Source organism: Candidatus Izemoplasmatales bacterium, from assembly GCA_041649275.1.
In the GTDB taxonomy this organism is placed as follows: Bacteria; Bacillota_I; Bacilli_A; order Izemoplasmatales; family Hujiaoplasmataceae; genus UBA12489.
On sequence record JBAZNL010000006.1, the window covers coordinates 43,621 to 57,522 of the forward strand.

Genomic DNA, 13,902 nt, shown 5'->3' on the forward strand with positions numbered 1-13,902 from the left:
CGATCGGTGCGAGGTCCACGCCAGGCTCCGTGAACGTCGCCGTGAAGCAGCCGCGGCGAATCGAGTAGCCGCGGACGCATCCCTGCGTTACGGGGTCGAGTGCCGGCGCAAGCCGGAACAAAGGTGGTACCGCGACTTCGTCGTCCTTTTCCGAGGACGGCGTTTTTATTTGAAAGAAGGGAACATGATGGACAAGAAGAGCTACATCGCCTGGATCCGGGGCCTCGTCGGGGACGCCAAGATCATCCTGAACGCCGCCTGCGTGGTGATCCCGAACGACAAGGGCGAGATCCTCCTGCAGAAGCGGAGCGACAATCTGAAATGGGGCCTGCCCGGCGGACTCCTCGAACTGGACGAACCGATCGCCCAAGGCGCGATCCGCGAAGTCAAGGAGGAGACGGACCTCGACGTCGAGATTTCCGGCTTCGTCGGCGTCTTCGTCAACCCCTCGATGACCTGGCGGAAGAAGGACAGGGCCGAGGTCATCTGCCACAGTTTCGTTGGCCGCGTCGTCGGTGGACAACTCAAGATCAACGATGACGAATCGCTCGGGTTCGGCTGGTTCACCATCGCCAACCTGCCCGAGATCCATTCGTCGGACAACCTGGAGACGATCCGGGCCTATTTCGCGGGCGAGCGCAATCTCGTCGAAGGGAGACGCTACTCATGATCGACATGAAACCGAAATACGAACACGCCGAGGTCGAATCCGGCAAATACGAATTCTGGCTGGAACAGGGCTGCTTCAAGGCGAATGATCCGACGAAGCCGCCGTTCTGCGTCGTGATCCCGCCGCCGAACGTCACCGGCAAGCTCCACCTCGGCCACACCTGGGACACCACCCTCCAGGACATCCTGATCCGCCGCAAGCGGATGCAGGGCTACGACGCCCTCTATCTGCCCGGCATGGACCACGCCGGCATCGCCACCCAGGCGAAGGTCGACCAGCGCCTCAGGGCGCAGGGCGTCAGTCGCTACGACTTGGGCCGCGAGAAGTACCTGAAGGCCGCCTGGAGCTGGAAGGAAGAATACGCCTCGATCATCCGCGAGCAGTGGAAGGGCATCGGCCTCTCGCTCGACTACGACCGCGAGCGCTTCACCCTCGACGAGGGTCTCTCAGAGGCCGTGAACGAGGTCTTCGTCCGCCTCTACGAGAAGGGCTACATCTACCGCGGCGAACGCATCATCAACTGGGACGTCGAGGCCAAGACCGCGCTCTCCAACATCGAGATCGAGCATCTCGACATCCAGGGTGCCTTCTACCACGTCACCTATCCGTTCGCGGACGGATCCACGGGCGGACTCACGGTCGCCACGACCCGTCCCGAGACGATGTTCGGCGACGTCGCGCTCATGGTCCATCCCGAAGACCCGCGGTTTGCGGGACTGATCGGGAAACAGGTCAGGATCCCGACGACGGACCGCGCGATCCCGGTGATCGCCGACGCCTACGTCGACCGCGCCTTCGGGACCGGCATCGTCAAGGTCACGCCAGCCCACGACCCGAACGACTTCGAGGTCGGAAAGCGCCACAAGCTCGAGATGCCCCTGTGCATGAACGAGGACGGCACGATGAACGCGCGGGCTGGCCGCTACGAGGGGATGGAACGCTTCGCCTGCCGGAAGGCGCTCGTTTCCGACCTGAAGGCCCTCGGCCTGCTTCTCAAGGTCGAACCCGTGACCCACAACGTCGGCCATTCCGAACGCACCGGAGTGATCGTCGAACCGCGGCTTTCGAAGCAGTGGTTCGTGCGGATGGACCTGCTCGCGAAGAACGCAGTCGAAAAAAATACGGTCGAGTTCGTCCCCGAGCGCTTCAAGAAGATTTTCGTCAACTGGATGGAATCGATCGAGGACTGGTGCATCTCGCGCCAGCTCTGGTGGGGTCACCGGATCCCGGTCTGGTATAGGGGCGAGGAGATCCATTGCGGCCGGACGGCGCCGGAAGGCGACGGCTGGCGCCAGGACGAGGACGTCCTCGACACCTGGTTCTCCTCCGCGCTCTGGCCGTTCTCGACCCTCGGCTGGCCGAAGAAGACGATCGACCTCGCGCGCTTCTATCCGACCGACGTGCTCGTCACCGGCTACGACATCATCTTCTTCTGGGTCGCCCGGATGATCTTCCAGGCGATCGAGTTCACCGGCGAGAGTCCGTTCCGTCAGTGCCTGATCCACGGACTGATCCGCGACGCGGAAGGAAGGAAGATGTCGAAGTCGCTCGGCAACGGCGTCGACCCACAGGACGTGATCGCCCAGTACGGCGCCGACGCCCTCCGCTACTTCATCTCCACCAACTCCAGTCCGGGACTCGACCTCCGCTACGAACCGGAGAAGGTCGAGGCCGCCTGGAACTTCATCAACAAGCTCTGGAACATCTCGCGCTACGTCCTCATGAACACCGAGGGCGCCACCGTCGCGGACATGAAACTCGATCCGCTGCCGCAAGGCGTCGCCGAACGCTGGATCCTCGGACGCCTCGACGAGACCCTGGACGGCGCGAACGCCGACTTCGACAAGTACGAATTCGGAGAGGCGGCGAAGAAGCTCTACAACTTCGCCTGGAACGACTTCGCCAGCTGGTACGTGGAGATCGCGAAGCTTTCCATCGGCGAGCGCGAGACGCGGGCCGTGCTCCTGCACGTCCTCTCCGCGATCGTGCGGGCGCTCCATCCGTTCATGCCGTTCGTGACCGAAGAAATCTGGCAGAAGCTGCCGCACGTCGAACCCTCGATCATGCGCGCGCCGTGGCCGACCGCCGACCGCCTGCCGATCGCCGATGCGTCCTCGCTTAACCGCGTCTTCGAACTGATCGTCGGCGTCCGCCAGGTCCGGAGCGAATACAACGTCGCCCCGGGCAAGCCCGTCGACGTCCTGATCCGCACTGAATCCGATTTGACCGCGGCCTTCCTCGAGGAGAACCGCCGCCTGCTCGTCAAGTTCCTGAACCCGGGCAGACTCGAGATCGCCTCCGACCTACCCCCGGTCGAACATGCGCTCACCGTCATCCTCCCGGGCGCGACCCTGTACCTGCCGCTCGGATCGCTCGTCGACATCGCCGCCGAGGTCGCTCGTCTCAATAAGGAGATCGAGCGTCTCGAGGGCGAGATCAGAAGAAGCGACGCGATGCTCGAGAATCCCGCCTTCCTCGCGAAGGCCCCCGCCGCCAAGATCGACGCCGAACAGGCGAAGCGGGCGGACTACGCAGAGAATCTGCGGCTGGCGCGCGAGCGCCTGGAGGCCGTCAGGCGATAACATGTTCGCAAACGTCACGGAAGCGATCGCGTGGATCGAGAACTCCCACCGCTTCGGCGAGAAGACGGACCTGACCCGGATGCGGGCGTGCTGCCGCCGGCTGGGCGACCCGCAGGATGCGTTCAGGTCGATCCACGTCGCCGGCACCAACGGCAAGGGCTCGACCGCCAACTACCTGAAGAACATCCTCCACTGCGCCGGATACAAGACCGGCGTCTATACCTCCCCCTATGTCGTCAGCTTCAACGAACGCATCGGCATCGGCGACGAATACATCCCCGACGGGACCGTCGTCAAGTACGCGAACTTCCTGCACGACCTCTGGGACGCCTATTACGCCGAGACCGGCGACTCGATCACCTTCTTCGAGATCGTCACCCTCATGTGCTTCCTCTGGTTCCGCGACGAGAAGGTCGAATGGGGCGTGATCGAGGTCGGCCTCGGCGGCCTCTACGACGCCACCAACGTGATCCTGCCGGAGGCGTCCTGCATCACCAACATCAACTTCGACCACATGAAACAGCTCGGGAACACCCTCGAGAGCATCGCCCTGAACAAGCTCGGGATCGTCAAGCCGTACCGCCCGCTCTATACGACGGAGGACAAGGAACAACTGATCCCGCTCTTTACGATGCACTGCCACGAGGCGCACGCGCCCATCGCCTTCATCGACGCCCGCGAGGCGGGTGACGTCGCGATCGGTGAGGCCACTTCCTTTTCGTGGAAGGGGGTCCGTTACGACCTCGGCCTCGCCGGCGCACACCAGGTGAAAAACGCCGCGCTTGCGATCGAGACGATCCGGGGCCTCGCCGACCGGCAAGCAATCGCCGTCACCGCGCGTAATATCTATGACGGGCTGAAGCGCACGACCTGGCCGGGCCGCTTCGAGATCTTCGAGCATCGGATCGTGCTCGACGGCGCCCACAACATCGGCGCCTTCGAGACCCTCCGCCCGGCGGTCGCGGCCGTCTTCCCGGGGAAGAAGGTCAAGTGCCTCTTCTGCATGATGAAGGACAAGGACCACAAGGCCGTGATCGGCCTCCTCGATTCCTTCGTCGACGAGTTCCACTTCACCGCGATCGACTACCACCGCGTCGCGACCGCGCAGGAGCTTTACGAGGAGAGCGCGCATCCGCGCAAGTTCGTCCATGCGGACTTCGAAGCCGCGTTTTCGAACCTGCGGAACCTCGGTGAAGACGAGATCCTCCTCGTCTGCGGTTCCCTCTACTTCGTCTCCGCGATCCGCAGGATCCTCGTCCCATGAACAGACGTCGCGACCCCGTGGGGCCGCGACGTTTTCATCGGAGGGGATCGGATGGATCGGATCATGGAGATGCCGGCGGCGGAACGGCCGCGGGAACGGCTGGAGCGCTACGGCGCGGAGAACCTCGGGACGCACGAACTGGTGGCGATCCTGCTTCGGACCGGGACGAAGGACCATTCGGCGATCGACGTCGCCAAGGAGATCCTGTTCGAGGCGAAGGGGGCGCGGGGGCTCAGGGAGAAGACGCTTCCCGAACTCGCATCCCACGCCGGGATGGGGAAGACGAAGGCGGGGATCCTGCTCGCGGCGCTCGAACTCGGACGACGTGCGCTCGAAAGCGAGCCGGAGCGGCCGAAGGTGCTCGGCGCGCGTGACGTCTTCCTGATCGTGAAAGACGACCTCGCGCCGCTGAAACAGGAGACGATGGTCGCGCTCTACCTCGACGCGCGGCTCGCACTCGTCGAGAAGCGGACGATCTTCGTCGGCGGCCTCAACCAGTCGCTCGTGCATCCGCGCGAGGTCTTCAAGTACGCCGTCAAGTGCTCCGCCTTCCAGGTGGTGCTCGCGCACAACCATCCGTCGGGCGATCCGACGCCCTCGCCGCAGGATCTCGCGGTGACGAAGCGGTTCCGCGAGGCCGGGGAGCTGCTCGGGATCCGGCTCGCCGACCACGTCGTCGTCGCCGGCGACCGCTACGTCTCGATCGGCGAGATCCTGAAGGGCGAAGGCATGGTATAATGGATGCGGAGGTGGCATCATGTGCGGACGGTTCATCCTCGGCGTCGTGCGCGAGGAACTCGAAAGGCTCGTCGACGAATACTACGGGATCCCGGTCGTCGGCACCGAGATCGCCCTCCCGCGGTATAACGTCGCCCCGGGACAGCCGGTCGCAGCCGTCGTCGGCGACGGCGAGAGGTACCGCCTCGGAACGCTCCGATGGGGTTTCGTCCCGTGGTTCGCCAAGGACGAGAAGAGCGCCTATGCGATGATCAACGCGCGCGCCGAGACGATCCTCGAACGGCCGGCGTACGCGCAGTCGATGAAGACGAAGCGCTGCGTCGTGCTCGCGGACGGCTACTACGAATGGAAGAAGGAAGGGACGTCGAAGATCCCCTACCGGATCTTTCTGAAGGACGTCGCGCTCTTCGCGATGGCCGGACTCTACAGCACCTGGACGCGTGCCGACGGAACGAAGCTGCATACCTGCGCGATCGTCACGACCGCCGCGAACGAACTCACGCGACCGGTCCACGAGCGCATGCCGGCGATCCTCACGCGCGAACAGGAGAAGATCTGGCTCGACCGCGGGAACGAACGCGTCGAGGAACTCGCGAAGCTGCTGATCCCGTTCGACCCCGGGGCGATGGACCTGCATCCGGTCTCGACGCGGGTGAACGACGCCCATAGCGATGACGCGGGGCTGATCGAACAAGCCTGAAGAGAAAGACCGAACCGGTCGGATCCCCCTGGACTCCTTCCGGTTCGGTCTTTCGTTTGCAGGCATGATGCGCCATCATTCGGGGATGGCATCCATCCATTCTGCCAAGTCGGGGATCGCCGTACCGGGATATCTGTGGACTTCGGAAACCGAGGATGCCGATTCGATTCGATAGAGCGAATAGCCGAGGGCATCGACCGAGCGCCCGACGTAATAGACGTCTTCGTTCCTTTCGACGACATATCCGCTGGAGACGAGCGTATCGACGAATAGCGATGAAGTCACGGGCATGACATCGATTCCCAATACGGAGTCGACGAACCAGAACGCACGGACTTCCCCATAACTGTCCGCCCAAAGGGAAGCATTCGATCCCACCGCGAAACGGGTAATCTCGGAAGGATCTCCCGACGTGTAGAAGTGGATGTCGGTGACGATCAATTCGCGATGGCGGAGATGGGGGGGGATCTGCTCCGGCATGACCTCATCGTATCGCGCGCTTTCAACGATCGCGACGGCGGCGATGGATCGGGCGTGACGTTGATACAGAACGAATGAGAAGTTGTCGTCGCCGGATTGGTGGAAACTGGCCAGATCGACGGCGGAACCGATGAGATCATAGGACGACACCGGGATCATCCAGCCATTCTCGTGCACGATCACATAGAGCCGGTCTTCCATCGAATCTTCGTATCGGTAATCCGGAAAGACGTAGCGATCGCCCGTGATTCCGACGACGGGATTGACGGAGAACACGACGACGTCGAAAGCCTCGAAATGCCGGAGGTAGACCGGATGATAGGACGACGCCGTCGAGATCGATCCATCCGCCATCAGATACCGCACCTCGTTTCCCTCATCGTCGAGGAGACGGGGATGACCGTAGTTCGAATCGAGGACAAGCGGGAATGCCGTCTCGACGTCGAGGTCGACGGCCAGAAAGTCGTCGGCCTGATCCTGACCGGCGCCGACGGAAGCGAGGACGGCGATGGTCGCGATCGTCCCGATCATCAGGATCAGGCCGATCGTCGCCGTACGCCGGCATGCATCGCGACGTCTGGCGGCGGCGACCGAGATCAGGCAGACCAGAACCAAGGCCATGGGCACGAGCAAGGCGCTACTCCACGTCATCATGCTGAATGCCCTCCTTCCATCCGAGGATGTCGCCCGGCGTCACGGACAAGGCTCTGCAGATCGCGTCGAGCGTCGTGAAGCGGATCGCGCGCGCCTTCCCGCTCCTGAGGATCGACAGATTCGCTTCCGTCAGGCCGATGATCGCGCATAGTTCGGAGGCCGTCATCCGGCGTTCGCGGAGGATGCGGTCGAGTTCGACGACGATCATATCGTGAGTCGATTCTCCTCATGGATTTCGATCGCCAGCTTCAGGACCTTCGCGACGACGATCAGCATCAGTCCGAAGCCGAGATAGAGGAGGATCGGAGCGTTCAGGTACAGGTTGAACTCGGTCAACGTTCCCGTGAGGAAGCCGAATCCCTGGATGACCAGTCCGGCTGCGACCTCGACCAGGACCAGATACACGAACGAGCGTCCCATCCGATCGATGCGTTCGACGTTTTCAGCCACGAAGACCGCCTTGCGCTCCAGATTGTCGATCAAGGCCTTGACGTCGAAGTGCACCCTCAGGAGCAAGACGACATAGATTACCGTCTTGACGACCGCGATCAGGAAGAGTTCCGACATCGTGATGGCGGGGAGGGCCGCGATGATGCCGATGACGCTCGAACCGACGATCAGGACGACCGCAACCAGGTAGGCGCGCTTGAGCAGGCGGACGCTGGCGTCGAAATCGACGCGGTTCAGACGCGTGAGCATGTAGATGATGCCGGCGATCAATGCGATCGCGAGCGCGATCAGGACAACCATGAGGATCGATGCGAATGCGGTCATGCTACTCCTCCTCTGCGGTGCCGATGAGCGACGAACCGCGATAATACGTATTCGGGGCGTTGAATCGGTTGAATCCGAGCATGATCGATGCGGTTTCCTTGCGCGCTTCGACGAGATCGACGGAGAACTCGAAGAAATCCGGATCGCTCTCGGCGGTGGCGACGTATTCGACCATCAGCGAGTATTGCAGGAGCGGACGCTTGAAGTATTGGGTGAACGTGTTCTCCGGCAGCGTGACATAGGCATTGGGTTCCGTGACGGAGTAGACTCCGTTCCGGAACGTCTCGCCGTCGGAAAAGACGAGCAGCGAGGTCAGCGACGAGGTCGTGACGACGTATCCCGGAGAAGCGCTGAAGACCAGATGCTGGACGGTTTCGTCATGCTGGTTCGTGTCGCTCACGTAGAACGAATACGGAAGCGTCACGGTGACGATCGCGATGCGGTGTCCGTCCGGATCGAGGAACAGGTCGCCCATGAACGTCGCGTCCGATTCGACGTCGTCGTCGAACTCGTACGTGCTGGCGCCGGTCAGGAGATAATGCAGGTCGCTGTAGATGAATGGCGCCGCCGCGAGCGAGGAAACGAACGACAGATCGCCATCGTAGATGGTGATGCAGGTCCAGTCGTTCCAACGGTATGTCGGCGATTGGTCGACGGAGTAGGCGATTTGTTCGGCACTGGGGTCGATTTGCATCCCGTAGGGCACATGGACCGGTTGAAGCGCCGCGATGCACAGAACTGCAAGCGTCGATGTCAGCGCGGCAAGCAGGAAACGCGTCATGTAATCACCTCGAATTATTGAATATCGATAATATCATAGCACCCATTCCGTTCTTTGACAAGTGCAATCGTAAAAAATGTACAACTCGAATTCGGGAAGAGCCGGAATGGCGTCGGCCGGCATCGGTCGCTGGGAGGCGTTTCGTCCGATTCAAAAAAAGGAGCCTCATGGAGGCTCCGAATCGGTTCATGGACTATTTTTCCAGGAACGTGAGGATGTCCCGGTAGACGGTCTCCTTGTCGAGTTCGTTCAGGATCTCGTGGCGGTCGTCCTCGTAGAGTTTGTCGGTCACGTCGACATAGCCGAGCTTCCGGTAAACCGCGGCGAGTTCCAGGACGGTCTTCCCGTACTCGGAGAGCGGGTCGTTCTTCCCGGAGGCGAAGAGGAGGGGGGTGTCCTTCCTTCCGGTCGCGATCTGCTTCGGATCGTTGATCACGACGAGCCACTTGAAGAGGTCCTTGTTCGCGGAAACCGTCGCCGGCTGGCCGCACATCGGCGACTTCTCGTAGTAGTTCTGGATCTCGACGTCCTTGGAGAGCCACTCGACGTCGCGGTCGCCGATGATGCCGTCCTTGCGCATCTTCGCCGGATAGGCGTCGATCCCCATCTTCTGGAGGAGCGGCGAGACGTACTTCGGCCCCCGGAGCGCCTTGATCACCGTCGATAGGAGGATCCCGAAGCGGATCAGCCCGAGCGGCATCATCGCGGTTCCCGTGAGCACCGCCTTCTTGTAGAAGTCGGGCTTTCTCAGAAGCGCGAGGCGGGCGAGGAAGGAGCCCATGCTGTGGCCGAGGACGAAGACGGGCAGGTCGGGATACCGCTGCTTGATGAAGTCCTGGACGAGGGTGATCGACTCGTAGGCGATCCTGTCCCCGTCCCTGTCGGCGTAGTGGACGTAGGCGTTCGTGTCGGTCGACAGGCCGTGGCCGAGGAAGTCGCAGCCGACGGCGACGTAGCCGTTCCTGTTCAGGAACTCGGCGAACAGGCCGTAGCGGGCGATGTGCTCGCTGACGCCGTGGATCAAATGGACGACGCCCTTCACCGGGGCGGTGGCGCCGTCGTACAGATAGACGTGGATGTCGTTTCCAACGGAATTCTTGACGATCAGTTTCTCCATCCTTCGCACCTCTCATTTTTAATGAATCGATCTTGGCACCATTATATCATTTCGAGGATGAATATCCAAGCCGATTTGATATAATTAAGCCGAGAGGTGACCGACTTGGACAAATACATACTCGCCATCGACCAGGGGACCACGTCCTCGCGGGCGATCATCTTCGACAAGACGGGAAGGATCGCCTGCATGAGCCAGCACGAGTTCACGCAGTACTTCCCCGAACCCGGCTACGTCCTGCACGATCCGAGCGAGATCTGGGGATCGGTCTCCGTCTGCATCAGCGAGTGCCTGATGAAGGCGAAGCTCTCCCCCAACCAGATCGCCGGCATCGGCATCACCAACCAGCGCGAGACCACCGTCGTCTGGAACAAAAAGACCGGCAAGCCCGTCTACCAGGCGATCGTGTGGCAGTCCAAGCAGACCGCCCGGATCTGCGAGGAGCTCCGCAAGGCGGGGAAGGAAGAGCTCGTCCGGCAGAAGACGGGGCTTCTGATCGATCCCTACTTCTCAGGCACGAAGGTGAAGTGGATCCTCGACAACGTCAAGGGAGCGCGCGAAGCCGCCGACCGCGGCGAACTCCTCTTCGGGACGATCGACACCTGGATCATCTGGAACCTCACCAACGGCAAGAAGCACGTGACCGACTATTCGAACGCCTCCCGCACGCTCCTCTTCGACATCTTCGAGAAGCGCTGGGATCCCGAACTCCTGACCCTCTTCGGCGTGCCTGCCTCGATGCTTCCCGAGGTCCACGACTCCTCGAAGATCTACGGCCTCACCGCGAAGAACGCCTTCTACGGCTTCGAGGTCCCGATCGCCGGCATCGCCGGTGACCAGCAGGCCGCCCTCTTCGGCCAGACCTGCTTCTCCCCCGGCGACGTCAAGAACACCTACGGCACCGGATGCTTCATCCTGATGAACACCGGCAAGAAGCCGATCCGCTCCGCCAAGGGGCTTTTGACGACGATCGCCTGGGGTCTGGACGGCGAGATCACCTACGCCCTCGAAGGCTCGATCTTCGTCGGCGGCTCCGCCGTCCAGTGGCTCCGCGACGGTCTCCGCGTGATCGCCAAGTCGTCCGAGACCGAGGCGTACGCGAAGGAGGTCGAGGACAACCTCGGCGTCTATTTCGTCCCCGCCTTCGTCGGCCTCGGCACCCCATACTGGGAGATGGACGCCAAGGGCGCGATCTTCGGGATCACCCGCGGCACGAAGCGCCAGCACATCGTGCGGGCGACGCTCGAGGCGATCGCCTACCAGACCAAGGACGTCCTAGACGTGATGGAGGACGAGTCGAAGATCCGGCTGACGCGCCTGCGCGTCGACGGCGGCGCCTCGAACAACGACTTCCTCATGCAGTTCCAAAGCGACATCCTCGATCTCTACATCGACAAGCCCGTGACGAGCGAGACGACAGCGCTCGGTGCGTGCTATCTCGCCGGTCTCGCCGTCGGCTTCTGGACGATGACCGAGATCAAGGCGATGTGGGGCGTCGACAAGGTCTACAAGCCCGTGATCGCCCCCGAACTGCGCAAGAAGCTGTACGCGGGATGGCAGAAGGCCGTCAAGGCCTGCATCCTGTTCCGCTGAGCACTGCCGGAGGTGACGCCATGATCACCCTGATGAGCACCGGTTCCTACGTCGGTCTGGGCGCGGCCTTCCTCGCCGTCGCCGTCGTCGTCTGGGGAATCATCACCAGCCAGAGTCTGCGCAAGCGTGCACGCGCCGTCCTCGAGGCCGAGGCGGCCGTCGACCATGCCCTGACGCAGCGGTTCGCGACGATCGCGAAGCTCGACGAGACGGTCTTTCCCGAAGCGGGCGTCGAGCGCGGTCGTTTCGCCAGTCTCCGCTGGCAGAACGGCGTGCCCGCGAACGCCTCGATCGCCGACAAGGCGTCGTTCGCCGGGGAGATCGACGCATGTGCGCGCGACCTCGTCGCCGAAATCGCCCGCCGCGGCGCATCCGCGGACCGGCTCGTCGCCGACCTCGAGGGTGCGCTTCCCCTCACCGAGGAGCAGCTCGCGAACGCCCGCCGTCTCTACAACGCCACCGCCGCCGCCTTGAACAAGGCGGTCGCGGCCTTCCCCTCGATGCTCGCGGCGAACGCGATGCGGCTCGAGAAGAGGCCCTATTTCGAGATCGGCGCCGCCGATCCCGATTCCGAACCGGACGCCTGAGGACCAGGCGTCCTTTTTTTTCGATTTGCGGATCCTGCTTGGGTTTCGCAAACGCGTCCGCCCGCGTCGTTGGCGGGCGTCGGGACGACCGGATTTTCCCCGCTCGTTGCGAAACCTCGCCTCCTTTCGCCGCTTTTTCGCACGGATCCGCGATTCGACAGTCTCCCAAGGCGATGGTAGAATGGCGTCGTACCGAAAGGGGGACAAGACATGTTGAACCAGGTCATCCTCGTGGGTCGTCTGACCCACGATCCCGAACTCCGCAAGTCGGAGGAGGGAAGAAGCGTCGCGACGATCCGCATCGCCGTCCAGCGCGGCTTCAAGAGCGGCGAGACGAACGAGTACGAGACCGACTTCTTCAACTGCACGCTCTGGTCGGGAGTCGCCGAGGCGACCGTCGACTACTGCAAGAAGGGGTCCGTGATCGGCGTCAAGGCGCGGCTCGCCCAAAAGGAATACGTGATGGAGAACAAGAAGACGTTCAGCTATCCGGAAATCATCGTCGAGAAGATCTCCTTCATCAGTCCGAGCCGGGATTAAGATATGTGAAAGCATATCTTTTTTCTTTTTTTTGCGATGCGATGATGCTATAATTCACTTGGGTGATCCGCGATGAGACAGTACCTGGAGTTCCTTAGACACATCCTCGACCACGGCGTCCGGAAGGACGACCGGACCCATACCGGAACGATCTCGGCCTTCGGGTACCAGATGCGTTTCGACCTCGCGGAAGGCTTTCCGCTCCTCACCACCAAGAAGGTGCACATGAAGTCGATCGTGCACGAACTGCTCTGGTTCATCAAGGGCGACACCAACATCAAGTACCTCGTCGACCACGACGTCCGGATCTGGAACGAATGGCCCTACGAGACCTATCGGAACTCCGCCGACTACCAGGGCGAATCGCTCGATGGATTCGTCGCGCGGATCAAGACTGACGACGCGTTCGCGAGGAAGCACGGCGACCTCGGTCCCGTCTACGGCCGGCAGTGGCGCGCCTGGCCGGGCGCACGCGGCCCGATCGACCAGCTCAGAAACGTCATCGACGAGATCAGGCGAAACCCCGACAGCCGGCGTCTGATCGTCTCCGCATGGAATCCGGCCGAAGTCGAGGACATGGCGCTCCCGCCGTGCCATACGCTCTTCCAGTTCAACGTCGCCGACGGGAAACTTTCCTGCCAGCTCTACCAGCGGAGCGCCGACGCCTTCCTCGGCGTCCCCTTCAACATCGCTTCCTACGCCCTCCTGACCCTCATGGTCGCCGAGGTCTGCGGCCTGAAGCCGGGCACTTTCGTCCATACCTTCGGCGACTGCCACATCTATGCGAACCATCTCAACCAGGTGAACGCGCAGCTCGCGCGGGAGCCGCGGCCGCTGCCGCGCGTCGTCTTCCGGCGCAAGGTCGCCGACATCGCCGACTTCGTCTACGAGGACGTCGAGCTCGTCGGCTACGACCCGCATCCGGCGATCAAGGGAAAGGTGGCGGTCTGATGATCAGCCTGATCTTCGCGATCGATCCGAACAAGACCATCGGGAAGGGCAACGACCTTCCCTGGAACTATCCCGCCGACCTGCGTTATTTCAAGCAGACGACCCTCGGGCACCGCGTCCTGATGGGGCGTCGCACCTTCGAGTCGATCCTGGCCCGCCTCGGCAAGCCGCTCCCCGGAAGGGACAACCTCGTCGCCACCCGCGGCACGCTCGCCCGGACCGACGTCGAGGTCGTCGCCGACCTCGAGGCGTTCCTCGCCTCTTTCCATCCCGACGAGGTCTTCGTGATCGGCGGGAAGGCGGTCTTCGAAGCGGCGTGGCCGTACGCCGACCGCCTCTACGTCACTCATGTCGAGCACGCCCACGAGGGCGACGTGAGACTCGACTTCTTTTCGCTCGACGGCTTCGCGCTTTCGTCCCAAAGAGAAGAAGAAGGACTCCGCTTCGCCGTCTACGAAAGGAGGAAGTGAC

At 62.4% G+C, this 13,902-nt stretch carries 15 protein-coding genes and 1 other annotated feature (1 of these 16 only partly in view); of the genes, 10 read left to right on the top strand and 5 right to left on the bottom strand.

All coding sequences use genetic code 11. The features are described 5' to 3' along the window. Positions 1-151 (top strand) — a binding site (T-box leader) (it extends 52 nt beyond the left edge of the window). A gap of 36 nt (positions 152-187) precedes the next feature. Genes WC509_05200 through WC509_05220 form a run of 5 tightly spaced genes read left to right on the top strand, consistent with a single transcriptional unit; the run spans position 188 to position 5,954 of the window. Beyond that, entirely contained in the window at positions 188-670 is a 483-nt protein-coding gene (locus WC509_05200; protein MFA5006839.1) for an NUDIX domain-containing protein, read from the top strand. Continuing rightward, positions 667-3,252 (top strand): valine--tRNA ligase, encoded by a 2,586-nt coding sequence (locus WC509_05205; GenBank protein ID MFA5006840.1) that lies wholly within the window; start codon positions 667-669, stop codon positions 3,250-3,252. Before WC509_05200 ends, WC509_05205 begins: the two co-directional genes overlap by 4 nt. Position 3,253: 1 nt before the next feature. Then, positions 3,254-4,516, top strand: coding sequence for a folylpolyglutamate synthase/dihydrofolate synthase family protein (locus tag WC509_05210; protein MFA5006841.1), 1,263 nt, complete (start codon positions 3,254-3,256; stop codon positions 4,514-4,516). A 51-nt stretch (positions 4,517-4,567) separates the two neighbouring features. Further along, positions 4,568-5,254, top strand: coding sequence for a DNA repair protein RadC (radC, locus tag WC509_05215; GenBank protein ID MFA5006842.1), 687 nt, complete (start codon positions 4,568-4,570; stop codon positions 5,252-5,254). A 19-nt stretch (positions 5,255-5,273) separates the two neighbouring features. After that, positions 5,274-5,954 carry an SOS response-associated peptidase gene (locus WC509_05220; protein MFA5006843.1) on the top strand — a complete coding sequence of 227 codons (681 nt, stop codon included), beginning with the start codon at positions 5,274-5,276 and terminating at the stop codon, positions 5,952-5,954. 75 nt (positions 5,955-6,029) lie between these two features. On the opposite strand, the gene WC509_05225 is transcribed toward WC509_05220, so the two are convergent. The 5 genes from WC509_05225 to WC509_05245 form a co-directional block, all read right to left on the bottom strand. Continuing rightward, positions 6,030-7,085 (bottom strand): hypothetical protein, encoded by a 1,056-nt coding sequence (locus WC509_05225; protein ID MFA5006844.1) that lies wholly within the window; start codon positions 7,083-7,085, stop codon positions 6,030-6,032. Beyond that, positions 7,072-7,296 carry a helix-turn-helix transcriptional regulator gene (locus WC509_05230; protein ID MFA5006845.1) on the bottom strand — a complete coding sequence of 75 codons (225 nt, stop codon included), beginning with the start codon at positions 7,294-7,296 and terminating at the stop codon, positions 7,072-7,074. Before WC509_05230 ends, WC509_05225 begins: the two co-directional genes overlap by 14 nt. Beyond that, on the bottom strand, positions 7,293-7,862 hold the full coding sequence (locus WC509_05235) for a DUF2975 domain-containing protein (GenBank protein MFA5006846.1): 570 nt from the start codon (positions 7,860-7,862) through the stop codon (positions 7,293-7,295). Before WC509_05235 ends, WC509_05230 begins: the two co-directional genes overlap by 4 nt. Position 7,863: 1 nt before the next feature. Further along, complete coding sequence (locus WC509_05240) at positions 7,864-8,643, bottom strand: hypothetical protein (protein ID MFA5006847.1); 780 nt, start codon at positions 8,641-8,643, stop codon at positions 7,864-7,866. 193 nt (positions 8,644-8,836) lie between these two features. Then, positions 8,837-9,760, bottom strand: coding sequence for an alpha/beta hydrolase (locus tag WC509_05245; protein MFA5006848.1), 924 nt, complete (start codon positions 9,758-9,760; stop codon positions 8,837-8,839). Between the two features lie 105 nt (positions 9,761-9,865). On the opposite strand from WC509_05245, the gene glpK reads away from it, so the two are divergent. From glpK to WC509_05270, 5 genes are all read left to right on the top strand, one after another. After that, entirely contained in the window at positions 9,866-11,353 is a 1,488-nt protein-coding gene (gene glpK / locus WC509_05250) for a glycerol kinase GlpK (protein ID MFA5006849.1), read from the top strand. A gap of 20 nt (positions 11,354-11,373) precedes the next feature. Continuing rightward, entirely contained in the window at positions 11,374-11,940 is a 567-nt protein-coding gene (locus tag WC509_05255; GenBank protein ID MFA5006850.1) for a LemA family protein, read from the top strand. A gap of 210 nt (positions 11,941-12,150) precedes the next feature. Then, positions 12,151-12,480, top strand: a complete 330-nt coding sequence (locus WC509_05260; protein MFA5006851.1) for a single-stranded DNA-binding protein — start codon at positions 12,151-12,153, stop codon at positions 12,478-12,480. 72 nt (positions 12,481-12,552) lie between these two features. Then, positions 12,553-13,431 carry a thymidylate synthase gene (gene thyA, locus WC509_05265; protein ID MFA5006852.1) on the top strand — a complete coding sequence of 293 codons (879 nt, stop codon included), beginning with the start codon at positions 12,553-12,555 and terminating at the stop codon, positions 13,429-13,431. Continuing rightward, entirely contained in the window at positions 13,431-13,901 is a 471-nt protein-coding gene (locus WC509_05270) for a dihydrofolate reductase (protein ID MFA5006853.1), read from the top strand. The genes thyA and WC509_05270 overlap by 1 nt, the downstream gene beginning before the upstream one ends. Position 13,902 lies beyond the last annotated feature (1 nt).